Below are 21,996 nucleotides of genomic sequence, written 5' to 3'. Positions count from 1 at the left end.
CGGAACGGCAGCGGGGCGGGCCGCCTCAGTGCCGGGACGCCCGGTTGACCGCGGAGACGACGGCCTGGAGTGAGGCGCGGACGATGTTCGCGTCGATACCGACGCCCCACAGCACCTTGTCGCCGATCGCGCACTCGATGTACGAGGCGGCCTGCGAGCCGGCGCCCTCGCTCATCGTGTGCTCGACGTAGTCCAGCAGGCGCACGTCCACGTCGACGGCCTGGAGGGCGTCGAAGAAGGCGGCCAGCGGGCCGTTGCCGCTGCCGGTCAGGACGGCGTCCTCGCCGTCGACGACCGCCTGCACGGTGAGGGCGGTGGCCTCCTCGCCGCCCCCCTCGCTGGAGGTCGCGGTCTGCACGCCGTGCAGCGCCACACGGCCCCAGCTCGCCTCCGGGGTGGGCAGGTACTCGTCCTGGAAGACGGACCAGATCTCGGCCGGAGTGACCTCTCCGCCGTCCGCGTCGGTGCGAGCCTGGATGATCTTCGAGAACTCGACCTGCATCCGGCGCGGCAGCGACAGGCTGTGGTCGTTCTTCAGGACGTAGGCGATGCCGCCCTTGCCGGACTGCGAGTTGACCCGGATGACCGCCTCGTAGGAGCGGCCGACGTCCTTGGGGTCGATCGGCAGGTACGGGACCTCCCAGCTGACCTCACAGGCGGGCTTGCCTGCCCGCTCGGCACGCGCCTCCATGTCCTCGAAGCCCTTCTTGATGGCGTCCTGGTGGGAGCCGGAGAAGGCGGTGTAGACGAGGTCGCCGACGTACGGGTGCCGGGGATGGACCTCCATCTGGTTGCAGTATTCGGCGGTGCGCTTGATCTCGTCGATCCGGGAGAAGTCGATCTGCGGGTCGACGCCCTGGGAGAAGAGGTTCATGCCCAGCGTCACCAGGTCGACGTTGCCGGTGCGCTCGCCCTGGCCGAACAGGCAGCCCTCGACGCGGTCGGCGCCGGCCATCAGGGCCAGCTCGGCGGCGGCCACCGCGGTTCCGCGGTCGTTGTGCGGGTGGACGGACAGGCAGACGTGCTCGCGCCGGGACAGGTGACGCGACATCCACTCGAACCGGTCGGCGTGCGTGGAGGGCGTGGAACGCTCCACGGTGGCGGGCAGGTTGAGGATGATCTCGCGGCCGTCCTCGGGCTGCCAGACGTCCATCACGCCCTCGCAGACCTCCAGGGCGAAGTCCAGCTCGGTGTCGGTGAAGATCTCGGGGCTGTACTGGTAGCCGAAGACGGTCTCGTCGGTGAGGATCTTCTCGGCGTACTCCATCACCAGCCGGGTGCCGTCGACGGCGATCTGCTTCACCTCCTCGCGGGAGCCGCGGAAGACGATGCGGCGGAACGCGGGCGCCGTGGCGTTGTAGAGGTGGACCGTCGCACGGTGAGCGCCACGTACCGACTCCACGGTGCGCTCGATCAGCTCTTCGCGCGCCTGGGTGAGGACGGAGATCGTCACGTCCTCCGGAATCGCGCCGTCCTCGATGATCGAGCGGACGAAGTCGAAGTCGGTCTGGCCGGAGGAGGGGAAGCCGACCTCGATCTCCTTGTAGCCCATCGACACCAGCAGGTCGAACATCGCGCGTTTGCGGGCCGGCGACATCGGGTCGATCAGGGCCTGGTTGCCGTCCCGCAGGTCGGTGGACAGCCACCGCGGGGCTTCGGTGAGGCGTCGGCCCGGCCAGGTGCGGTCGGGGATGTCGACGGTCTCGTACCGGCCGTACCGGTGGAAGGGCATCCCGGAGGGGCGCTGGCGCACGGTGGCGGCGGTGATCGGCGTGGCGGGGCGTACGGAGGTCGGCTCCGGCTGGGAAGTGGTCATGTCGCGCGGGGCTCCTTGGCTTCAGGCTTCGGGACCGACGGTGGCAGCACCGGACTCCGCGGGGAGGGGGTCGGCCGTGAAGACTTACGAACCCTCGCCGCGGCAGCTAAGGAGAAGCAGCCCGCAACGCATGATGGCGCCACGTTAGCGGACCCCCGGCCGGTCCGCCGGGGGCGTATCACCATGCGGACCGCCACCGGGGCGGCGCGCGGGCGGCGCAACTCCTTCTCGCGAATCATGACAGCAGTCGGTGACAATCCCGTGACCGAATGCCACATTGCTGGACATGGACCCTCACACGGACGTTCACCCGCCGCTTCCTCCCCGCTGCGGCATCGTGCCGCCCCACCTTCTGGACCGGCTCGCCCGGTCGGACGACCCGGTGCTCGCCGCGCCCGCGCGCCGCACGCTGGAGCGGGACGCCGCACAGCGCACCCGCCGCCACCTGGTCGCGCGGGCCACTGCCGCCCAGCCGCTGCCGCCGCGCCCGGCGGCCGAGCCCGCGCCGCGCCGCGCCGTGTACGACGCGCAGAACCGCGAGGAACTGCCCGGTCGGCGGGTGCGGTCCGAGGGCGACGGCCCGGTGCGGGACGCCTCGGCCAACCGCGCCTACGCCGCGCTGGGCGCCACCTTCGCGCTGTACCTCAGCGCCTACGGGCGGGACTCGATCGACGGTTCGGGCCTGCCGCTGGACGCGACCGTGCACTACGGCGAGCAGTACGCCAACGCGTTCTGGGACGGCGGACGGATGGTGTTCGGGGACGGCGACGGCGAGGTCTTCCGCGATTTCACCCTCGCGGTGGACGTCATCGGGCACGAGTTGACGCACGGGGTGACGCAGTACACCGCCAACCTGCACTACAGCGGCCAGTCGGGGGCGCTGAACGAGTCGGTGTCCGACGTCTTCGGTGCGCTCATCAAGCAGTTCGAGCGTGAGGAGAGCGCGGAGGACGCGGACTGGCTGATCGGCGCGGAGCTGTTCACCGACCGGGTGCAGGGCCGGGCGCTGCGGTCGATGAAGGAGCCGGGGACGGCGTACGACGACGAATTGCTGGGCAAGGACCCGCAGCCGGGCCACATGGACGACTTCGTGCAGACCACCGACGACAACGGCGGCGTGCACATCAACTCCGGCATCCCCAACCGGGCGTTCCAGCGGTTCGCTGTGACGCTCGGCGGCCGGGCGTGGGAGCGGGCGGGGCAGGTCTGGTACGACACGCTGACGTCCGGTTCGCTCAGCCCGGACGCCGACTTCGCGGACTTCGCGGCGGCGACCCTGGCCGCCGCCCGGGAGCAGCACGGGCCGGGCGAGGTCACCAAGGCGCTGTCCCAGGCGTGGACGGACGTGGGCGTGCCGGTCTCCGGCTGACCGTGGCGGCCTGTGCGGCCGCAGGGCGGGCCGTCCCGGGGACTCCCGTCCGGCCTCTCCCACTCCTCCCCTCCCGCCTCTCCCGCGACGAGAGGGGAGGGGAGGGGAGGGGAGGCGGAGCTGCGGCGGGTGCGGTCAGAACAGCGAGTCGCGCTGCCGCACCATCTCGTTGAGCCGGTGCTGGATGGTGTCCTTGACCTCGCCTGCGAGCTTGCCCACCACCAGCGCGTCGTCCGCCGCGCCGGGCGGGAAGGTGTCCGTGTGGACGGGCGGGTCGAAGCGGATGGTCCACTTCGTCGGCAGCGGGACCAGCCCGAGGACGCCCAGCAGCGGAAAGGTGGGGGTGATCGGGAAGTACGGCAGCTTCAGCATCCGGGCGAGGGTGCGGGACTCGCCGATCATCGGATAGATCTCCTCGGCGCCCACGATCGAGCAGGGCACCATCGGCCGCCCGGTGCGCAGCGCCACCGCGGCGAAGCCGCCGCGGCCGAAGCGCTGGAGCCGGTAGCGCTCGTCGAACGGCTTGCCCAGGCCGCCGTAGCCCTCCGGCATGACGCCGGCCAGCGCCCCCTCCAGGAGCAGGCGTTCGGCGTTCTCCGGACAGGCAGGCACATGTCCCAGCTTGCGCGCCAGGTCGCGGACCACGGGGAGTTGGAAGGCGAGATCGGCGGCGAGCATCCGCAGGCGGGGGTGGTCCGGGTGATGGTCGCGCAGGCAGAGCTGGAGCATCAGCGCGTCCAGCGGGAGGGTGCCGGAGTGGTTGGCCACCACCAGCGCCGAGCCGTCGGCCGGGACGTGCTCCAGGCCCTGCACCTCGACGCGGAAGTACTTCTCGTACAGGGGCCGCAGGGCAGGCATCAGTGCGTCGTCGACGAGGCCGGGGTCGAACCCGAAGTCGTCCACGGCACCGTCGTCGGAGGTGAGCCGGCCGTAGAGCTCGACGCCGGAGGCGACGAGTTCCTGCATCAGCTGGGTCGCCAGGGATGGCCCGCCCTCGAAGGGCTTCTCGTCGTTCGGCACGGCTCGACTCTCCTCGGGTTTCGGTGAAGCGCGGCGCGGCGGGGACGGCAGGTCCCACCGCTCCGCGTACTGCTGGTCGTGAGGTGGCCGCGTCCCGTGGCAGTCGGGGCTCCCGGCCCGTGAAGCAGTCAGTCTTTCCTCCGTCACCCTCCGTGTCACCGACCAACTTGCCGTTCTCCGCCGTGAGACAGATGGGGGGCGGTCAGGGGTGTCCATCGTTCGTCGAGACGCGCTCGAGCCGGTCCTACCGCGCTTCGCGCGGGCGGTCCGGGAGGATGGCGGCATGCGTATCACCGTCATCCGCACGGGCGGCTTCGGCGGCGTGACCCGGCGGGCCACGCTGGACACAGGCGACCTCCCGGACTCCGGCGAGGTGGCCGCCCTCGCCGACCAGGCCGTGGCCGAAGGGCACCGGGACGAGCGCCCGGTCGGCGTCCCGGACGGCTTCCACTACGAGATCGAGGCCGACGGCGCCACGGCCTACTGCGCCGACCCCCGCCTCACCGACGCCCAGCGCACCCTCATCAGCCGCGTCCTCAAGGAGGGCGCGTAAGCGACGTCCGGCGTTCGCGGGCGAAGTCCAGATACCCGGCTCCCGGGCCGACGCCGCAGCGCAGGCCGCACGGTCGGGCCTACGGAGTGGCTCACCCGGCGCCGAAGGCGCCCTGCGCGTCCAGGATGCGGGCCGCGACGGCCGGGGAGTCGACCAGAGGGTGGAGCCCCAGTGCCCGCAGCGCCGCACGCCGGGACCCGGTCTCGGCGGCCTCGATCGTCGCCCGCTCCACCGCCTTGAGCTGGAGCATCAGCCCCAGTTCGGCCTCCCCCGGAGCCGTTACCGCCTCCCACCGCGGCCGCACGCCGTCCGCGTCCGCCGCGCACACCGTCTCCACCACGGCGTCGTCCGGCAGCCCGGTCACCCTCCCGCCGCCGCGCACGTTGAGGATCAGCTCGTCCCGGGTGTCGCCCGCGATGGCGTGCATCAGAGCGAGCGCGACCCGGTCGTAGCCGCCGCCGTCCAGGTCGCAGGTGTCGCGCTCCCAGCCGCCGCTCGCCTCGCGACTCTCGGCCATGTACGTCTCCTCGCGTTCCAGGCGCGTGCGTTCCCACAGCTCCAGCGCGCGTTCCGGTTCCTGCCCGGCCGTCGCGAAGAAGGCGCGCTGCTGCCGGTCGAGGAAGGCGCCCCGCGTCTCGGGAGCCTCCCGCACGGCAGCGAGCGTCTCGCGGCGGAAGTAGTAGTAGTGCAGGTACTCGTTGGGCAGGCTGCCGAGCGCACGCAGCCAGGAACCGCCGAACAGGCGGCCCTCCTCGAAGGAGGCCAGTGCAGCGTCGTCGGCGAGCAGCCCGGGCAGCAGGTCGCGGCCGGCGGCCGTGAGGGACCGCAGCCAGCCGAGGTGGTTGAGGCCGAGGTAGTCGTAGCGGACGGCCGCCGGGTCGGCCCCCGCGGCGCGCGCCGCGCGGCGCACCAGGCCGACCGGCGAGTCGCAGATGCCGACGACCCGGTCCCCCAGCACCCGCGCCATCGCCTCGGTGACGATACCGGCGGGGTTGGTGAAGTTGATCACCCACGCCCCGGGGGCGACGGCACGGACGCGTTCCGCGATGCGCATCGCGACGGGGACCGTGCGCAGCGCGTACAGCACGCCGCCCGCGCCGACCGTCTCCTGTCCGAGGACGCCCTCGGCCAGCGGAATCCGTTCGTCGCGCACGCGTCCCTCCGTGCCGCCGACGCGGATCGCGGAGAAGACGAAGTCGGCGCCGCGCAGCGCGTCGTCCAGGTCCGCCTCCACGCGGACGGGCACGGGGTGGCGTTCCTCGCGGGCCTGCGCGGCGAGCACCGAGGCGACCACGCCGGCGCGGGCGGCGTCGGTGTCGTGCAGGACCAGTTCGGTGCAGCGTCCCGCCGCGTCCCGGTGTGCCTCTGTCAGCAGGGCACGGTAGACCAGAGGTACGCGGAATCCGCCGCCGCCCAGAATCGTCAGCCGCATGCTGCGGAACGTACCGCACGGCGGCAGGCGCACGGGCAGTGTCGCCAGCGGGTTCGGCGCGGGACACTGACCGGGAGGAGCACGAGGAGAGACGGTGAGCACGGCAGGCACGGACGGCACGGCAGGCACCACCGGCGCGCACGGCACGACCGGCGGGCGCGGCACGCACCACGAGGACGGCGTCCCGGACCGCCCCGACGCGCAGCGGGACGCCACCGAACGGCTGGACCCGCTCGCCGCGCTGCGCCGCCCGGACGATCCCGCCTGCGACGTCTACCTGACGGGCACGGTCTTCCTGGACATCATCTTCACCGGCCTGGACGCCGCCCCGGTCCGCGGCACCGAGTCCTGGGCGCGCGGCATGGGCTCCAGTCCGGGCGGGGTCGCCAACATGGCGGCCGCGCTGGCGCGCCTCGGCCTGCGTACGTCGCTGGCGGCCGCCTTCGGCGACGACATGTACGGCGACTACTGCCGGGACTCCCTCGAACGCGGCGAGGGCATCGACCTGTCGATGTCGCACACGGTGCCCGGCTGGCACTCCCCGGTGACGGTCTCCATGGCGTACGAGGGCGAGCGGACGATGGTCTCGCACGGCCACGTGGCGCCGCCGCCCGGTCCGGCGCCGGAGGGGGACCGCGAGTGCCCGCCCCGGGCACGGGCCTGCGTGGCGTCGCTGGTGCCCGGGGAGCCGCAGGAGTGGGTGGCGACCGCCGCCGGGCACGGCAGCCTGGTGTTCGCCGGGGTCGGCTGGGACGACTCCGGCCGCTGGGACCTGGCGTCCCTGCCCGAGCTGGGCCACTGCGAGGCGTTCCTGCCCAACGCGGCCGAGGCGATGCGCTACACCCGCACCGAGTGCCCGCTGCGGGCCGCGCGGGCGCTCGCCGAGCGTGTGCCGCTGGCGGTGGTCACCCTGGGCGCCGACGGCGCCTACGCCGCGGACGGCCGTACCGGTGCGACCGCGCGGGTCCCGGCCATCGCGGTGGAGGCCCTGGACACCACGGGTGCGGGCGACGTGTTCACCGCGGGTTTCCTCACCGGCACCCTCGCGGGCTGGCCGCTGGAGGACCGGCTGGCCTTCGCGGGCCTGACGGCGGCGTTGTCGGTGCAGGAGTTCGGCGGTTCGCTGTCGGCACCCGGCTGGCCGGAGGTCGGGGCCTGGTACGAGGGGGTGCGGCAGTACACGCTGTCGCCTGAGGCCGCGGCCGCGGCCGGGCAGGACCCGGAGGCGCTGCGCCGGTACGCGTTCCTGGACGCGCTGCTGCCCCGCTGCGGCAGGCCGGGGCCACTGCGCCGGGCGGTTCCGACGATCGGGTTCCGCCGGGCGTGACCCCCTCCGAGGCGCCGGCCGGAGCGCCGGCCGGGGTCAGGGCGTGCGCGAGCGGGGCGCGCGGAGCGGCCGGGCAGTGCAGCCGTGCAGCAGAAATCCCCTCCGGCGTGTCGGTGGGTCGGCGTATTCTTGAGGAACCAGTCGTCGCAGCACGGAGAGGGATGAGCAGGCCCCAGAGGCCGCCCATGACGCAGACAACCACGAACCAGGACACCGCCCGTTTCGCCGTCCCGTCGAAGCACCCGATGGTGACCGTGCTCGGCTCCGGCGATTCCCTGCTGCGCGTGATCGAGGAAGCCTTCCCCGAGGCCGACATCCATGTCCGGGGCAACGAGATCACCGCCACCGGTGCGCCCGACGAGGTCGCGCTGATCCAGCGGCTCTTCGACGAGATGATGCTGGTGCTGCGCACCGGTCAGCCGATGACCGAGGACGCGGTGGAGCGCACCATCTCGATGCTCCGCAAGGCGGAGACCGGCGAGGGCGGCGGACACGCCGCGCCGGCCGAGGTGCTGACGCAGAACATCCTGTCCAACCGCGGCCGCACCATCCGCCCGAAGACGCTCAACCAGAAGCGGTACGTCGACGCGATCGACCAGCACACCGTCGTCTTCGGCATCGGTCCGGCCGGCACCGGCAAGACTTACCTCGCCATGGCCAAGGCGGTGCAGGCCCTCCAATCGAAGCAGGTCAACCGCATCATCCTGACCCGGCCGGCGGTCGAGGCGGGCGAGCGGCTGGGCTTCCTGCCCGGCACGCTGTACGAGAAGATCGACCCGTACCTGCGCCCGCTGTACGACGCGCTGCACGACATGCTGGACCCGGACTCGATCCCGCGGCTGATGGCCGCCGGCACGATCGAGGTCGCGCCACTGGCCTACATGCGGGGCCGAACCTTGAACGATGCGTTCATCATTCTCGACGAGGCGCAGAACACGAACCCGGAACAGATGAAGATGTTCCTCACCCGGCTCGGCTTCGAGTCCAAGGTGGTCGTCACCGGCGACATCACGCAGGTCGACCTGCCGGGCGGTACCAAGAGCGGCCTCCGCCAGGTGCGGGACATCCTGGACGGGGTGGACGACGTGCACTTCGCGATGCTGAACAGCTCGGACGTGGTCCGGCACAAGCTGGTCGGCCGCATCGTCGACGCCTACGACCGGTACGACGAGCAGAACGGCACGGAGAACGGCGGCACCCCCGAAGGGGATTCCCGCCGCCGAAGTGGCAAGGAACGCGCGCACGACCGCGCCCGAGGCAACGGGAAGCGCTGAGCACCGCACATGTCCATCGACGTCAACAACGAGTCCGGGCGCTCCTTCGACGAGGAGTCCGTCCTCGACATCGCCCGCTACGCCCTGAACCGGATGCGCATCCATCCGCTGGCGGAGCTGTCCCTGATCGCCATCGACACCGACGCCATGGAGCAGCTCCACCTCCAGTGGATGGACCTGCCCGGACCGACGGACGTGATGTCCTTCCCCATGGACGAACTACGGCCGCCCGCCCGGGACGAGGAGGAGCCCCCGCAGGGCCTTCTCGGTGACGTCGTGCTGTGCCCGGACGTCGCGTCGAAGCAGGGCGCCGACGCACCGACCCGGCACTCGATGGACGAGGAGCTGCAACTGCTCACCGTCCACGGCGTGCTGCACCTGCTGGGCTACGACCACGAGGAACCAGCCGAGCGGGCCGAGATGTTCGGCCTCCAGTCCGCGATCGTGGACGGCTGGCGCGCCGAACGTGGCCTGGAAGGCCCCTCCCCGGCCCCCACCACCACCTCATGACCGCGCAGCTGCTCGTCGGCGCCGGGGCCCTGGTGATAGTGGCCTGGCTCGCGGCCTGCGCAGAGGCGGGTCTGGCACGCACCACCAGCTACCGCGCCGAGGAGGCCGTACGCTCCGGCCGGCGCGGAGCGGCCAAGCTCGCCACCGTCGCCTCCGACCCGACCCGCTACCTCAACCTCGCCCTGCTGCTGCGAGTGGCCAGCGAGATGGCCGCCGGCGTGCTCGTCACCTACGCCTGCCTGCGGTCCTTCGACCGGACGTGGGAGGCGCTGACCGTCGCCATCGCGGTGATGGTGCTGGTGTCCTACGTCGCCGTGGGCGTCTCGCCGCGCACCATCGGACGGCAGCACCCGCTGAACACCGCCACCGCCGCGGCGTACGTCCTGCTGCCGCTGGCCCGCATCCTGGGCCCGCTGCCGCAGCTGCTGATCCTCGTCGGCAACGCGCTGACACCGGGCAAGGGTTTCCGCAAGGGCCCGTTCGCCAGCGAGGCGGAGCTCCGTGCACTGGTGGACCTCGCCGAACAGGAGTCGCTGATCGAGGACGAGGAGCGGAGAATGGTGCACTCCGTCTTCCAGCTCGGCGACACGCTGGTGCGCGAGGTGATGGTGCCGCGTACCGACCTGATCACCATCGAGCGCTTCAAGACCGTCCGCCAGGCGCTGACCCTGGCGCTGCGTTCCGGCTTCTCCCGCATCCCGGTGGTCGGCGAGAGCGAGGACGACGTCCTGGGCATCGTCTACCTCAAGGACCTCGCCCGGAAGGTGCACATCAACCGGGAGAACGAGAGCGAGCTGGTCTCCACGGCCATGCGGCCGGCCGCCTTCGTCCCCGACACGAAGAACGCCGGCGACCTGCTGCGCGAGATGCAGCAGGACCGCATCCACGTCGCCGTCGTCATCGACGAGTACGGCGGCACCGCGGGCGTGGTCACCATCGAGGACATCCTGGAGGAGATCGTCGGCGAGATCGCCGACGAGTACGACAAGGAGCAGGACCCGGTGGAGGACCTGGGTCACGGCCGCTACCGCGTCACGGCGCGGCTGGACCTCGGCGATCTCGGGGAGCTCTACGACCTGGTCGGCTGGGACGACGAGGACGTGGAGACCGTCGGCGGGCTGCTCGCCAAGAGCCTGGGCCGCGTCCCGATCGCTGGTGCGACCACCACGGTGGACGTGACGGAGGACCACTCCGACCCGACGCTCACCGCACTGCGCCTCACCGCGGAGTCGCCGGCGGGCCGCCGCAACAGGATCACCACGGTCCTCGTCGAGCCGATACGGTCGGCGGAGGCTCCCGCCCCCGCCGGGGCGAAGGTCCCCGCCGACCGCCACGACCACGACCACCACCCGGCGTGACGACCGCGGCGGGCGCATATGCTCGCCTGCATGAGTGAGCAGGGTGAGCAGGCGGCTGCGCAGGACATGGACCCGGAGGACCGCAAGATCGTCACGCTGGCGCGGGCGGCGCGGGCGCGCAACGGCGCGCCGGAGGGCGCGGCCGTGCGGGACGAGACCGGGCGGACGTACGTGGCCGGCTCGGTCGCGTTGCCGTCACTGCCGTTGAGCGCGCTGCGCACGGCCGTGGCAATGGCCGTGGCGTCCGGCGCGAAGAGCCTGGAGGCTGCGGCAGTGGTGACCGCGGCCGGGCGGCTTCCGGACGAGGACCTGGCGGCCGTGGGCGATCTCGGCGGCGCCGGCACGCCGGTGCTGCTGGCGGGCCCGGACGGCGTGCTGCGCGGCACGCTGCGGACGGGCTGACCGGGGCCGTGGGGCGGGGCCGTGCGGCCGCTGCGGCGGGCGCTGGTCGGGGCTCCCGCTGCGATCGGGGAGAATGGTCGCCATGAGTGACCCCTCCCCCTCCTCCCCCGCGGCGGCGGACGCCGCGCACCGTTCGGGCTTCGCGTGCTTCGTCGGCAGGCCGAACGCCGGCAAGTCGACGCTGACCAACGCGCTGGTGGGCACGAAGGTCGCGATCACCTCCAACCGCCCGCAGACCACGCGGCACACCGTGCGCGGCATCGTGCACCGTCCGGACGCGCAGCTGGTGCTGGTCGACACGCCGGGACTGCACAAGCCGCGCACGCTGCTGGGCGAGCGGCTCAACGATGTGGTGCGCACAACCTGGGCCGAGGTCGACGTGATCGGCTTCTGCCTGCCCGCTGACCAGAAGATCGGGCCCGGTGACCGTTTCATCGCCAAGGAGCTGGCCGGCCTGAAGCGCAAGCCCAAGGTCGCGATCGTCACCAAGACCGACCTGGTCGACTCCGAGACGCTGGCCGAGCAGCTCATCGCGGTGGACCGGCTCGGCAAGGAGCTGGGCTTCGAGTGGGCGGAGATCGTGCCCGTCTCGGCGACCGCGGGGAAGCAGGTCGAGCTGCTCGCCGACCTGCTGGTGCCGCTGCTCCCCGAAGGGCCCGCGCTCTACCCGGACGGCGACCTCACGGACGAGCCGGAGCAGGTCATGGTCGCCGAGCTGATCCGTGAGGCGGCCTTGGAGGGCGTGCGGGACGAGCTGCCGCACTCCATCGCGGTGGTCGTGGAGGAGATGCTGCCGCGCGAAGGACGGCCGGCGGACCGGCCGCTGCTGGACGTGCACGCCAACATCTTCATCGAGCGGCCGAGCCAGAAGGGCATCGTGATCGGCCCCAAGGGGCGCCGCCTGAAGGATGTCGGCACCACGTCCCGCAAGCACATCGAGGCGCTGCTGGGTACTCCGGTCTACCTCGACCTGCACGTGAAGGTGGCCAAGGACTGGCAGCGCGATCCCAAGCAGCTCCGCCGCCTGGGTTTCTGAGGCCCGGGTCCTCCGGGGGGACGAGTCCGGTGATCCGTTGCGGCGTGGCGTGTGCCCGGGGCGCGGACGGGCGCTTCAGACGCGGCGCTTGGGCAGGGGGACGCGGTCGAGGTCGCGGGCGGTGGTGAGTTCGCCGTCGAAGCCGGCCGCGCGGGCCTGCGCGGCGAAGGCGGCGGGGTCCGGGTAGCGCTGGCTGAAGTGCGTGAGCACCAGGTGCCGCACGCCCGACTCCGCCGCGACGCGGCCCGCCTGACCGGCGGTCAGGTGCCCGTACTCCTCGGCGAGCGCGGTGTCCTCGTCCAGGAACGTCGACTCGATGACCAGCATGTCGCAGCCCTCCGCGAGCGCGTACACGCCGTCGCAGAGACGGGTGTCCATGACGAACGCGAACCGCTGGCCGGGGCGGGGAGCGCTGACCTCCTCCAGGGTGACGCCGCGCAGGGAACCGTCTCGCCGGAGCCGGCCCACGTCCGGGCCCGTGATGCCGTGGGCACGCAGCCGGTCCGGCAGCATGCGGCGCCCGTCCGGCTCGGCGAGGCGGTAGCCGTATGCCTCCACGGGGTGGGAGAGGCGGTACGCGGTGAGGGCGTAGGCGGCGCCCTCGTACAGCACGGCCTGCTCGGCGTCGGGGACGGGCTCCGTGCGCAGGGGGACGGTCTCCCGGTAGGCGGTGGCGTGACGCAGCCGGTCGAAGAAGTGCGCGCCGGACGCCGGGTAGTGGGCGGTCACCGGGTGCGGCACCCGGTCGAGGTTGATGCGCTGCAGGACCCCCGCGAGGCCGAGGGAGTGGTCGCCGTGGAAGTGGGTGACGCAGATGCGGTCGATGTCGTGTGCGGCGACCCCGGCGTACAGCATCTGCCGCTGGGTGCCCTCGCCCGGGTCGAAGAGCAGGCCCTCGCCGTCCCAGCGCAGCAGGTAGCCGTTGTGGTTGCGGTGCCGGGTCGGCACCTGGCTGGCGGTGCCGAGGACGACGAGTTCGCGGACGGACATGGCCGGGTCCTGTCGGGGCGGGCTACGACGGGCGGGCGGGGCGGCTCAGCCGGGCGGCCAGTTGAGGCCGCGGCCGCCGAGCACGTGGGCGTGCGCGTGGAAGACGGTCTGGCCGGCACCCGTGCCGGTGTTGAAGACGACGCGGTAGCCCGTGCCCGGGCCGCCCTCGGCGACCGCGATGCCCTCCTCCTCGGCGACCGCGGCCGCTTCGCGCAGCACGTCGGCGGCGATCTGCGGCGCCTCCACCGCCAGCGTGACGGCGTCCTGGTGGTGCGCCTTCGGGATCACCAGAACATGGGTGGGGGCCTGCGGGTTGATGTCGCGGAAGGCGAGAGTCGTCTCCGTGTCGCGTACGACGGTCGCGGGGACGTCCCCCGCGACGATCTTGCAGAACAGGCAGTCGGCCTGCGGTTCTCCCGCCACGGTGGCGCCTCCGGCTGTGCGTCGTCGGTGTACCCAGCGGATCGTACCGCCCGGGCGGCTGCGGGACGTGCGCACGCCCCGGCACGGTCGCGCGCATTCGTGTGCGGGCCGCTCGTGCGGCCGCTGGACGCACATGGGTGTCCGCGCGGGCGATGCTCCTACGGATGTCAGGCGGGGGCCGGGAAGCGGTAACGGGTCTGGCCGTGCGGGTCCTTGGCGAACGCGAGCACCTTGACGGGCTCCACGCGGAACACGGCGGCCGCGTCGTCGCCGGAGCCGAACACCCCGTCGCCGACGTCGAAGTGCCAGTCGTCGCCGTACTTCGTCTCGTAGGCGTCCGCGATCTCCCGGAGTGCGGCGCCGTCGGTGACGGGGACGGCGAGGCCCTCGACGACGACGTCGAGGCCGCGGTTCCAGGCGTTCGCGCCGGTGGTCAGCGCGACCCGGCGGCCGTGCCCGAGGTTGCGGGCCTTCTGTTCGCGCAGGCCGGTGCAGAAGTGGACCTCCTGCCCGGCGCCCCCGGTCACGCCGATCAACGGCGTCACGTGCGGGCGGCCGTCCCGCCGGACGGTGGTCAGCCAGTACAGCTCGGCCTCCCGGAGCGTCCGGGCGACCTCCGCCCACGGTGTGGCGACGGCTTCCGGTGCGCCGAACCGGACGTCGATCTCGGGCGCGGGGACGAGGGTCATGGCGGACCTCCTGCGGGACGGAGTGCTCTCACAGGGGACGACTCCTCGCACCGGGCGAAATCATCGCCGGCGCGACGCGGGCCGTCAGGACCAGCGGCCGGTGCGGGTCAGCAGAAGGGAGGTCGCGGCCGTGCCCGCCGTGGAGGTGCGCAGCACCGTGCGGCCCAGCCGGTACGGCTCGGCGCCCGCCTCCGCGAAGGCGGCCAGCTCCTCCGGGGAGACGCCGCCCTCGGGGCCGACGACCAGCACGACGTCCCCGTCCACCGGGAGCGGAGCGGTCGCCAGCGGCGCGGCGCCCTCCTCGTGCAGCACGGCGGCGAACGCGGCGCCGGACAGCAGCGGCGCCACCTGCCGGGTCGTGGCCGGTTCGGCGACGTGCGGAAACCGCAGGCGCCGGGACTGCTTGCCCGCCTCGCGCGCGGTGGCACGCCACTTCGCCAGCGACTTGGCTCCACGTTCACCGCGCCACTGCGTGATGCACCGGGACGCCGCCCACGGCACGATCACGTCCACGCCGGTCTCCGTCATCGTCTCCACGGCCAGCTCGCCCCGGTCGCCCTTGGGCAGCGCCTGCACGACGATGATCCGGGGCCGGGGCACGGGATCGGACCGGACGTCGGTGACGGCGACCTCCAGCCGGTCCTTGCCCTCGACGGCGGCGACCGTGCCGGAGGCACCGGTGCCCGCGCCGTCGGTGAGGACGATCGACTCGCCCACGCGCATGCGCCGCACGGAGACGGCGTGCCGGCCCTCCGGACCTGTCAGCCACACGCGGCCGGCCCCGGTGAGGGGCGGCGCGTCCGGCCCGTCGAGGAGGAACACGGGAGCGGTCACGCCTCCACCTCCCGTCCCGTCGACGCGGCGCGGGCGGAGGCCAGTTCACCGGCGAGCACCTCGACGAGCCGCGCGGCGGGCATCGTACGGGCCAGCCGGTGGCCCTGACCCGCCCACAACGCCATCCCCTGTGGGTCGCCGGCCTTCGAGGCGGCACGGCGCAGGCCGGCGGTGAGGTGGTGGACGTCCGGGTAGGCGGCGGGGGCGTGCGGACCGTGCTCGCGCACGAACCGGTTGACCAGAGCGCGTGCCGGGCGCCCGGAGAAGGCACGGGTCAGCTCCGTGCGGTCGAACAGAGGGTCCGTCAGCGCCCGCTTGTGCTCGGCGTGCGCACCGGACTCGGGGCACACCAGGAACGCGGTGCCGAGTTGGGCGGCGCTCGCACCGGCAGCCAGCACCGCGGCGATCTGCGACCCGCGCATCAGCCCGCCGGCGGCGACCAGCGGCAGGCGCACCGCCTCGCCGACGAGGGCGAGCAGCGGCAGCAGTCCGGTCGCGCGGCAGCCGCCGTCCGCCGCCGGGTCGTCGTGGTGGGTGCCCTGGTGGCCGCCGGCCTCCGCGCCCTGCACGCACACCGCGGCGGCCCCGCGGTCCTGGGCGGTGAGCGCCTCGTCCACGGAGGTGACCGTGACGACCGTCGACGTACCCGCCTCCGCGAAGCGGCGCAGCACGCGCTCCTCGGGGCAGCCGAAGGTGAACGACACCAGCGGCACGGGGTGTTGGAGGAGGATCGCGACCTTCGCGTCGTAGGCGTCGCTCCCGCCCCTGTCCGTGTCGCCGAGTTCGGCGCCGTAACGGGCCGCCTCGGGGGCGAGCTCGTCGCGGTAGGCGGTGAGCGCCGCCGCCTCGGCGACCGGTGTCTGGGGCAGGAAGAGGTTCACGCCGAAGGGGCGTGGAGTGAGCCGGCGCAGGTGGCGCGTCTCCTCGTACATCGCCTCCGGCGTCTTGTACCCGGCGGCGAGCATGCCGAGACCGCCGGCCTCGCTGACGGCAGCGGCGAGTTCCGGGGTGGAGGCGCCGCCCGCCATGGGTGCCTGAACGACCGGGTGACGGAGGAGGGCGAGGTCGAGGTCGGGGGCCATGTGACCATCCTGTCACGCCCCGTACGCCGCCCGTTGCTGGGGCCGCAGCCGCTCGGCGGTCGCCGCGCGGCACGGCCGCCCCCGGCGGTCACCCGGCGGACGGCGCAGACCGCCCACCACCGCGAGACGCCGCCGGACACCGGCGCGCGGACCCCGCGGCTGCGGTGAAACGGGTGCGGCACGGCGCCGCACCCCGGCGCCGTGCGCCGCGCGGGGAAAGCGCGGCGCGCGGGCGCGGGCCCGGCATGGGTCAACGGCCGTTGAACGCGTCCTTGAGGCGGTGGAAGAGGCCCTGCTGCCCCGGCTGGAACTGGCCCTGGGGCCGTTCCTCTCCGCGCAGCGTCGCCAGGCGCCGCAGCAGGTCCTCCTGCTCCGGATCCAGCTTGCTCGGCGTCGTCACCTCGACGTGGACGATGAGCTGGCCGCGGCCGCCGCCGCGCAGGTGCGTGATGCCGCGCTCGTGCAGCGGGATCGACTGGCCGGACTGGGTGCCGGGCCGGATGTCGATCTCGTCCATGCCGTCCAGTGTCTCCAGCGGCACCTTCGTGCCGAGAGCGGCCGCCGTCATCGGGATGGTGACCGTGCAGTGCAGGTCGTCGCCGCGACGCTGGAAGACCGAGTGCGGGGTCTCGTGGATCTCGACGTAGAGGTCGCCTGCCGGACCGCCGCCCGGGCCGACCTCGCCCTCGCCGGCGAGCTGGATGCGCGTGCCGTTGTCGACGCCGGCCGGGATCTTGACCGTGAGGGTGCGCCGCGAGCGCACCCGGCCGTCGCCGGCGCACTCGGGGCACGGCGTGGGCACGACCGTGCCGAAGCCCTGGCACTGCGGGCACGGGCGCGAGGTCATGACCTGGCCGAGGAAGGAGCGGGTCACCTGCGAGACCTCGCCGCGGCCGCGGCACATGTCGCAGGTCTGCGCCGACGTGCCCGGTGCCGCGCCCTCGCCGGAGCAGCTGCCGCACACGGTTGCGGTGTCGACCTGGATCTCCTTGGTGGTGCCGAACGCGGCCTCGTTCAGGTCGATGTCCAGCCGGATCATCGCGTCCTGGCCGCGCCGGGTGCGCGAGCGCGGGCCGCGCTGGGACGCCGTGCCGAAGAAGGCGTCCATGATGTCGGAGAAGTTGCCGAAGCCGCCGCCGAAGCCGCCCGCGCCGCCGCCGGGCCCCGCGGGGTCGCCGCCGAGGTCGTAGACCTGCTTCTTCTGCGGGTCGGAGAGCACCTCGTACGCGGTGTTGATCTCCTTGAACCGGTCCTGCGTCTTCGGGTCCGGGTTCACGTCCGGGTGCAGTTCGCGCGCCAGCCTGCGGAAGGCCTTCTTGATTTCGTCCTGCGAGGCGTCGCGCTGCACGCCGAGGACGGAGTAGTAGTCCGTCGCCACTTAGCTCTCCGCCAGGATCTGTCCGACGTAACGTGCCACTGCGCGTACCGCTCCCATCGTTCCGGGGTAGTCCATCCGGGTCGGCCCCACCACGCCGAGCTTGGCGACCGCCTCGTCGCCCGAACCGTAACCGACCGAAACCACGGATGTGGAACTCAGCCCCTCGTGAGCGTTCTCATGACCGATTCGCACGGTCATGCCCGAGTCGGTGGCCTCGCCGAGCAGCTTCAGCAGGACGACCTGCTCCTCCAGCGCCTCCAGCACGGGCCGGATGGTGAGCGGGAAGTCGTGGCCGAAGCGGGTGAGATTGGCGGTGCCGCCGATCATCAGCCGCTCCTCTGTCTCCTCGACCAGCGTCTCCAGCAGGGTGGCGAGAACGGTGGAGACGGTGCCGCGGTCGTCCGCGTCGAAGGAGTCGGGAAGGTCCTGCACCAGCCGGGGCACATCGGTGAAGCGCTGGCCGGCGGTGCGGCCGTTGAGCCGTGCGCGCAGGTCGGCGACAGTGTTCTCGCCGATCGGCGCGGGGCAGTCGACCATGCGCTGCTCGACGCGTCCGGTGTCGGTGATCAGCACCAGCATCAGGCGGGCCGGCGCGAGGGCCAGCAGCTCCACGTGCCGCACCGTCGAGCGGGTCAGCGATGGGTACTGCACCACCGCGACCTGGCGGGTGAGCTGCGCGAGCAGCCGCACGGTGCGGCCGACGACATCGTCCAGGTCGACGGCGCCGTCGAGGAAGTTGTGGATCGCGCGGCGCTCCGGCGAGGACAACGGCTTGACGCCCGCCAGCTGGTCGACGAAGAGCCGGTAGCCCTTGTCGGTGGGGATGCGTCCGGCGCTGGTGTGCGGCTGCGCGATGTAGCCCTCGTCCTCGAGCGCCGACATGTCGTTGCGCACGGTTGCCGGGGAGACCTGGAGGTTGTGTCGCTCCGTGAGCGCCTTCGAGCCGACGGGCTCCTCGGTGCCGACGTAGTCCTGGACGATGGCGCGCAGCACCTCGAGTCTGCGTTCACTGAGCACGCGCACACCTCCGTCCCAGGGCCGTCCGCCGTCTGCCCGGCCACTGCTGGCCTGGCACTCTCCTTGGCCGAGTGCCAGCGGTTTCCCAGCAAGTGTACGACCGGGGGACGTGGCCGGGGCAAGGGCGGCTCCGCTGCGGGTCGGTAGCGATCCCGTAGCGGTCGGGAGCGGGTCGGCGCGAGGACGCGGGGTGCGCCCCGTTAGCGTCGGGAGACATGGACATCGGCTGGGAAGAGCTCGCACCGGGCGTGCTGCGCGCGCGGCTGCCTCGGTGGGACGCCACCGTGGGCGCCGTGGCGGATGCGGAGGGGGCGCTCGTGGTCGACACCGGCTCCTGTCTGGCCGAGGGCGCGGCGGTCCGTACGGCGGTGCGCGAACGGCTCGGGCTGCCGGTGACCCGGGTCGCGCTCACCCACGCGCACTTCGACCACGTGCTGGGCACCGCCGCCTTCGCGGGCGTGCAGGTGTACGGCGCGGTGGGGCTGGAGGGCGTCCTGCGGCACGACCGGGAGGCGATCCAGCGGGACGCGGTGCGGCACGGCCTGGACCCGGCCGCCGCGGCGCAGGCCGCGGACGCCCTGGTGCTGCCCCAGCACGCGGTGAGCGGCGAACTGACGCTGTCCCTCGGCGGGGGACGGCAGGTGCTGCTCGCCAACGTGGGGCCGGGCCACACCGGCCACGACCTGGCCGTGCTGGTGCCGGGGCGCGAGCCCGGCGCGCGGGAGGTGGTGTTCTGCGGCGACCTGGTGGAGGAGTCCGGAGAACCGCAGGCCGGACCGGACGCACTGCCGGCCCGCTGGCCCGCCGCGCTGGACCGGCTGTTGTCCCTCGGCGGCGAGGACGCGGTGTACGTGCCGGGGCACGGCGCGGTGGTCGACGCTGCGTTTGTCCGCGCCCAACGCGACGCACTGGCACGGCGTTTCGCCCGGCCGTGACGCCTGCGGCCAGAATGGGCGGATGCGCAGTCGCCGGTACGACCCCGACCTCACCCCGCCCTGGAAGCGCCGCACGGCCGCGGTGCCCGAGGTCCCCGCCGACCCGGACCTCGTCGTGGAGGAGGCCGCGACCGGCTTCTGCGGCGCGGTGGTCCGGTGCGAGAAGACGGCGCAGGGGCCGACGGTGACGCTGGAGGACCGGTTCGGCAAGCATCGCGTGTTCCCGATGGAGCCGCGCGGCTTCCTGCTGGAGGGGGAGGTCGTCACCCTGGTGCGCCCCGCATCCGTCGCCCCCGCGGCGCCTGCCTCAGCCGGGCGCACGGCCTCCGGCTCGGTCGCCGTGCCGGGCGCACGGGCCCGCGTCGCACGGGCGGGAAGACTCTATGTGGAGGGGCGGCACGACGCGGAACTGGTGGAGAAGGTCTGGGGCGACGACCTGCGCGTCGAGGGCGTGGTGGTCGAGTACCTGGAGGGCGTCGACCACCTGGCCGAGATCGTGGACCTCTTCGGCCCCACCTCCGACGCACGGCTGGGCGTCCTCGTCGACCATCTGGTGCCCGGGTCGAAGGAGTCCCGGATCGCGGCGGACGTGACCGCGACGTGGGGCGCGGAACGGGTGCTGGTGGTGGGCCACCCGTTCGTCGACATCTGGGAGGCGGTCAAGCCCGCGGCGCTCGGCATCGACACCTGGCCGCGGGTACCACGCGGGCAGGACTGGAAGACGGGCGTGTGCGAGGCGCTGGACTGGCCGGCGAACACCGGGGCCGCGTGGCGGCGCATCCTCGGCGCCGTCCACTCCTACCGCGACCTGGACCCGGGCCTGCTCGGCCCGGTGGAACACCTCATCGACCACGTCACCGTGGGCGGCCCGAACGGCGGCTGACTCACCTGACGTGACCGGCTCACGTCAGGGTCCGGAACTCGACGGCCTCGAGAGAGACGCCCAGCACGTCCGCCGGCTCGGTGAACAGCACGCAGCGGCCGGCCAGCGGGTGGACCAGCAGGCAGGCACACCGGTCGGTTCACTTGTTCGACCGACGGGCGGGGGCCTCGCGGTCACCGACCCGGCCACCGGGATGCAGGTGGGCGCAGAGGAAGGCGAGAGCCATGGCCCCGGCCATGCAGGCGAACACGACCTGCGTGGCCTCGGCGAAGTCCATGCGCACGGCGTCCATCGTCTCCCGCATGAACGACGACACCGGACCGCTGCCGCCGGGCTCCGACTCGTCGCCGTGGCCCGTGACGGACTCCGCCACGCGGCGCGCGACCTCGGCGGACCGCTCCCCCGTGAAACCGCGGCGCTCGAAGGTCTCCAGCACCCGGTCCGTCGTGACATGGGTGAGCACCGTACCGAAGACCGCCAGCCCGACGGCGGCCGCGAAGTTGCGCAGGGTCTGCGTAATGCCGGTGACCTCACCGTACGAGGCGGAGAGGGCGCGGTTCACGGCGTCCGTCGAGGCGGGCGACAGCAGGAACCCGATGCCGGCGCCGGCATCACGATGTACGGCCACTGGTCGTTCAGCGACAGCTCGGTCGCACGGTGCGCCCACAGCGCGAACCCGGCGGCGCCCAGCGCGGTCCCCAGAAGCATGGGGTGCTTGGCGCCCCGGGTGTCGAGCATCCGGCCGCCCAGCTGGGACGCCACGCCGAAGCCGGCGAAGAACACCAGCATGTAGATCCCCGCCTCGTTCGGTGACGCACTGAGCGACACCTGCGCGTAGACCGAGGCGAAGAAGAAGACCGGCACGAACGCGATCATCGCGAAGAACAACACCAGGGCGTCCGCGACGAACGCCCGGTCGCGGAACACCGCCATGGTGATGAGCGGATGACGCGTGGTGCGCAGTTCCACGCGGACGAACAGTGCCAGGATCAGCAGCCCGCCGGCGATGCACGCCCAGGTGGCGGCGCTGCTCCAGCCCCACGCGGACGCCTGCATCAGCCCCAGGACGCTCAGGCCCATGCCCGCGGCCACGAGGACGGCGCCGGCCACGTCGAGTGACTCGCGACGCGGCTCGTCGCGGATGCGGGCGAGCAGCGTGAGCACGATGGCGATCACGGCGACGGGGATGTTCACCCAGAAGATCGCCCGCCACGTCCATGAGGTCAGCCAGCCGCCGAGGATCGGGCCCACGGCGGTCAGGCCGCCGGACAGCCCGAAGAAGAGCGCGAGCGCGCTGCCGCGGCGCTCCAGGGGGAAGACGGCGACCACGACCGCGAGGGCGGCCGGGAACATCAGCGCCGCGCCCCGGCCCTGCGTGGCGCGGAAGCACACCAGCCACGCCTGGGCGAAGGAGTCGTCGGGGACGAAGCCGCACAGCACCGAGGAGACGACGAACAGGACCGTGCCGATCAGCATGACGCGGCGGTGGCCGTACAGGTCGGACAGCCTGCCGCCGAGCGCGAAGAAGGCGGCGAGGGAGAGCAGGTAGGCGTTGACGATCCACTGCACGCCGGACGACGACAGCGACAGCTCGTCTGTGATCTCGGGGCAGCGACGGCCACGATCGTCTGGTCGATAAAGGTCATCGACACGGCGAAGAGCATGGCG

The 21,996-nt window shown here is 73.0% G+C and carries 21 protein-coding genes and 1 pseudogene; 11 read left to right on the top strand and 11 right to left on the bottom strand.

What is annotated here, in order from left to right:
- Nucleotides 1-25: 25 nt before the first annotated feature.
- Nucleotides 26-1,816 carry a 2-isopropylmalate synthase gene (leuA, locus tag E4198_RS19120; RefSeq protein WP_136184234.1) on the bottom strand — a complete coding sequence of 597 codons (1,791 nt, stop codon included), beginning with the start codon at nt 1,814-1,816 and terminating at the stop codon, nt 26-28.
- Nucleotides 1,817-2,102: 286 nt separating this feature from the next.
- On the opposite strand from leuA, the gene E4198_RS19115 reads away from it, so the two are divergent.
- Nucleotides 2,103-3,185, top strand: coding sequence for a M4 family metallopeptidase (locus E4198_RS19115; protein ID WP_136184233.1), 1,083 nt, complete (start codon nt 2,103-2,105; stop codon nt 3,183-3,185).
- Nucleotides 3,186-3,320: 135 nt separating this feature from the next.
- Here E4198_RS19115 and E4198_RS19110 read toward each other — a convergent pair whose 3' ends face one another.
- Complete coding sequence (locus E4198_RS19110; RefSeq protein ID WP_136185487.1) at nt 3,321-4,151, bottom strand: lysophospholipid acyltransferase family protein; 831 nt, start codon at nt 4,149-4,151, stop codon at nt 3,321-3,323.
- A 337-nt stretch (nt 4,152-4,488) separates the two neighbouring features.
- On the opposite strand from E4198_RS19110, the gene E4198_RS19105 reads away from it, so the two are divergent.
- Nucleotides 4,489-4,758, top strand: a complete 270-nt coding sequence (locus E4198_RS19105) for a protealysin inhibitor emfourin (RefSeq protein WP_136184232.1) — start codon at nt 4,489-4,491, stop codon at nt 4,756-4,758.
- Between the two features lie 91 nt (nt 4,759-4,849).
- On the opposite strand, the gene E4198_RS19100 is transcribed toward E4198_RS19105, so the two are convergent.
- A complete protein-coding gene (locus E4198_RS19100) occupies nt 4,850-6,190 on the bottom strand; it encodes a 6-phospho-beta-glucosidase (RefSeq protein ID WP_136184231.1) in 1,341 nt (446 codons plus the stop codon).
- A gap of 223 nt (nt 6,191-6,413) precedes the next feature.
- Here E4198_RS19100 and E4198_RS19095 point away from each other — a divergent pair, with 223 nt between their 5' ends.
- The 6 genes from E4198_RS19095 (at nt 6,414) to era (ending at nt 12,097) form a co-directional block, all read left to right on the top strand.
- Entirely contained in the window at nt 6,414-7,517 is a 1,104-nt protein-coding gene (locus E4198_RS19095; protein WP_168711521.1) for a PfkB family carbohydrate kinase, read from the top strand.
- A gap of 185 nt (nt 7,518-7,702) precedes the next feature.
- A complete protein-coding gene (locus tag E4198_RS19090; RefSeq protein ID WP_136184229.1) occupies nt 7,703-8,791 on the top strand; it encodes a PhoH family protein in 1,089 nt (362 codons plus the stop codon).
- 9 nt (nt 8,792-8,800) lie between these two features.
- The gene (ybeY, locus tag E4198_RS19085; protein ID WP_136184228.1) at nt 8,801-9,301 is read left to right on the top strand and encodes an rRNA maturation RNase YbeY; all 501 of its coding nucleotides are present in this window, start codon (nt 8,801-8,803) and stop codon (nt 9,299-9,301) included.
- On the top strand, nt 9,298-10,659 hold the full coding sequence (locus tag E4198_RS19080; RefSeq protein ID WP_136184227.1) for a hemolysin family protein: 1,362 nt from the start codon (nt 9,298-9,300) through the stop codon (nt 10,657-10,659). The genes ybeY and E4198_RS19080 overlap by 4 nt, the downstream gene beginning before the upstream one ends.
- A gap of 30 nt (nt 10,660-10,689) precedes the next feature.
- Nucleotides 10,690-11,061 carry a cytidine deaminase gene (locus tag E4198_RS19075; protein WP_136184226.1) on the top strand — a complete coding sequence of 124 codons (372 nt, stop codon included), beginning with the start codon at nt 10,690-10,692 and terminating at the stop codon, nt 11,059-11,061.
- A 73-nt stretch (nt 11,062-11,134) separates the two neighbouring features.
- On the top strand, nt 11,135-12,097 hold the full coding sequence (gene era / locus E4198_RS19070; protein ID WP_136184225.1) for a GTPase Era: 963 nt from the start codon (nt 11,135-11,137) through the stop codon (nt 12,095-12,097).
- A 75-nt stretch (nt 12,098-12,172) separates the two neighbouring features.
- On the opposite strand, the gene E4198_RS19065 is transcribed toward era, so the two are convergent.
- From E4198_RS19065 to E4198_RS19045, 5 genes are all read right to left on the bottom strand, one after another.
- Complete coding sequence (locus tag E4198_RS19065; RefSeq protein ID WP_136184224.1) at nt 12,173-13,087, bottom strand: ribonuclease Z; 915 nt, start codon at nt 13,085-13,087, stop codon at nt 12,173-12,175.
- A 45-nt stretch (nt 13,088-13,132) separates the two neighbouring features.
- On the bottom strand, nt 13,133-13,510 hold the full coding sequence (locus tag E4198_RS19060; RefSeq protein ID WP_027763741.1) for a histidine triad nucleotide-binding protein: 378 nt from the start codon (nt 13,508-13,510) through the stop codon (nt 13,133-13,135).
- A gap of 167 nt (nt 13,511-13,677) precedes the next feature.
- Nucleotides 13,678-14,199, bottom strand: coding sequence for a pyridoxamine 5'-phosphate oxidase family protein (locus E4198_RS19055; RefSeq protein WP_136184223.1), 522 nt, complete (start codon nt 14,197-14,199; stop codon nt 13,678-13,680).
- Nucleotides 14,200-14,283: 84 nt separating this feature from the next.
- Nucleotides 14,284-15,033 carry a 16S rRNA (uracil(1498)-N(3))-methyltransferase gene (locus tag E4198_RS19050; protein WP_136184222.1) on the bottom strand — a complete coding sequence of 250 codons (750 nt, stop codon included), beginning with the start codon at nt 15,031-15,033 and terminating at the stop codon, nt 14,284-14,286.
- Nucleotides 15,030-16,115, bottom strand: coding sequence for a nitronate monooxygenase (locus E4198_RS19045; RefSeq protein WP_136184221.1), 1,086 nt, complete (start codon nt 16,113-16,115; stop codon nt 15,030-15,032). Before E4198_RS19045 ends, E4198_RS19050 begins: the two co-directional genes overlap by 4 nt.
- Between E4198_RS19045 and E4198_RS25015 the strand changes: the two genes are divergently transcribed.
- Nucleotides 16,116-16,283 carry a hypothetical protein gene (locus E4198_RS25015; RefSeq protein WP_168711472.1) on the top strand — a complete coding sequence of 56 codons (168 nt, stop codon included), beginning with the start codon at nt 16,116-16,118 and terminating at the stop codon, nt 16,281-16,283.
- An 82-nt stretch (nt 16,284-16,365) separates the two neighbouring features.
- Here the strand turns inward: E4198_RS25015 and dnaJ are convergent, their stop codons facing one another.
- Together dnaJ and hrcA are read right to left on the bottom strand one after the other, a co-directional pair.
- Nucleotides 16,366-17,493, bottom strand: coding sequence for a molecular chaperone DnaJ (gene dnaJ / locus E4198_RS19040; protein ID WP_136184220.1), 1,128 nt, complete (start codon nt 17,491-17,493; stop codon nt 16,366-16,368).
- The gene (gene hrcA, locus E4198_RS19035) at nt 17,494-18,510 is read right to left on the bottom strand and encodes a heat-inducible transcriptional repressor HrcA (protein ID WP_136184219.1); all 1,017 of its coding nucleotides are present in this window, start codon (nt 18,508-18,510) and stop codon (nt 17,494-17,496) included.
- 215 nt (nt 18,511-18,725) lie between these two features.
- Between hrcA and E4198_RS19030 the strand changes: the two genes are divergently transcribed.
- Both E4198_RS19030 and E4198_RS19025 read left to right on the top strand, forming a co-directional pair.
- A complete protein-coding gene (locus E4198_RS19030; RefSeq protein ID WP_136184218.1) occupies nt 18,726-19,445 on the top strand; it encodes an MBL fold metallo-hydrolase in 720 nt (239 codons plus the stop codon).
- A 22-nt stretch (nt 19,446-19,467) separates the two neighbouring features.
- Nucleotides 19,468-20,328, top strand: a complete 861-nt coding sequence (locus E4198_RS19025) for a DUF3097 domain-containing protein (protein WP_136184217.1) — start codon at nt 19,468-19,470, stop codon at nt 20,326-20,328.
- 139 nt (nt 20,329-20,467) lie between these two features.
- Here E4198_RS19025 and E4198_RS19020 read toward each other — a convergent pair.
- A pseudogene (locus E4198_RS19020) lies at nt 20,468-21,992 on the bottom strand (MFS transporter).
- Nucleotides 21,993-21,996 lie beyond the last annotated feature (4 nt).

It is taken from the genome of Streptomyces sp. RKND-216 (assembly GCF_004795255.1).
GTDB lineage: Bacteria > Actinomycetota > Actinomycetes > Streptomycetales > Streptomycetaceae > Streptomyces > Streptomyces hazeniae.
Note: the sequence above shows the minus strand (reverse complement) of the source record. Positions and strands in the feature narration are given on the sequence as shown.

Excerpts from the sequence above, each read along its gene's own strand:
- leuA (WP_136184234.1), bottom strand. The coding sequence starts at position 1,816 with ATGACCACTTCCCAGCCGGAGCCGACCTCCGTACGCCCCGCCACGCCG.
- E4198_RS19115 (WP_136184233.1), top strand. The coding sequence starts at position 2,103 with ATGGACCCTCACACGGACGTTCACCCGCCGCTTCCTCCCCGCTGCGGC.
- E4198_RS19110 (WP_136185487.1), bottom strand. The coding sequence starts at position 4,151 with ATGCAGGAACTCGTCGCCTCCGGCGTCGAGCTCTACGGCCGGCTCACC.
- E4198_RS19105 (WP_136184232.1), top strand. The coding sequence starts at position 4,489 with ATGCGTATCACCGTCATCCGCACGGGCGGCTTCGGCGGCGTGACCCGG.
- E4198_RS19100 (WP_136184231.1), bottom strand. The coding sequence starts at position 6,190 with ATGCGGCTGACGATTCTGGGCGGCGGCGGATTCCGCGTACCTCTGGTC.
- E4198_RS19090 (WP_136184229.1), top strand. The coding sequence starts at position 7,703 with ATGACGCAGACAACCACGAACCAGGACACCGCCCGTTTCGCCGTCCCG.
- ybeY (WP_136184228.1), top strand. The coding sequence starts at position 8,801 with ATGTCCATCGACGTCAACAACGAGTCCGGGCGCTCCTTCGACGAGGAG.
- E4198_RS19080 (WP_136184227.1), top strand. The coding sequence starts at position 9,298 with ATGACCGCGCAGCTGCTCGTCGGCGCCGGGGCCCTGGTGATAGTGGCC.
- E4198_RS19075 (WP_136184226.1), top strand. The coding sequence starts at position 10,690 with ATGAGTGAGCAGGGTGAGCAGGCGGCTGCGCAGGACATGGACCCGGAG.
- era (WP_136184225.1), top strand. The coding sequence starts at position 11,135 with ATGGTCGCCATGAGTGACCCCTCCCCCTCCTCCCCCGCGGCGGCGGAC.
- E4198_RS19065 (WP_136184224.1), bottom strand. The coding sequence starts at position 13,087 with ATGTCCGTCCGCGAACTCGTCGTCCTCGGCACCGCCAGCCAGGTGCCG.
- E4198_RS19055 (WP_136184223.1), bottom strand. The coding sequence starts at position 14,199 with ATGACCCTCGTCCCCGCGCCCGAGATCGACGTCCGGTTCGGCGCACCG.
- E4198_RS19045 (WP_136184221.1), bottom strand. The coding sequence starts at position 16,115 with ATGGCCCCCGACCTCGACCTCGCCCTCCTCCGTCACCCGGTCGTTCAG.
- E4198_RS19030 (WP_136184218.1), top strand. The coding sequence starts at position 18,726 with ATGGACATCGGCTGGGAAGAGCTCGCACCGGGCGTGCTGCGCGCGCGG.
- E4198_RS19025 (WP_136184217.1), top strand. The coding sequence starts at position 19,468 with ATGCGCAGTCGCCGGTACGACCCCGACCTCACCCCGCCCTGGAAGCGC.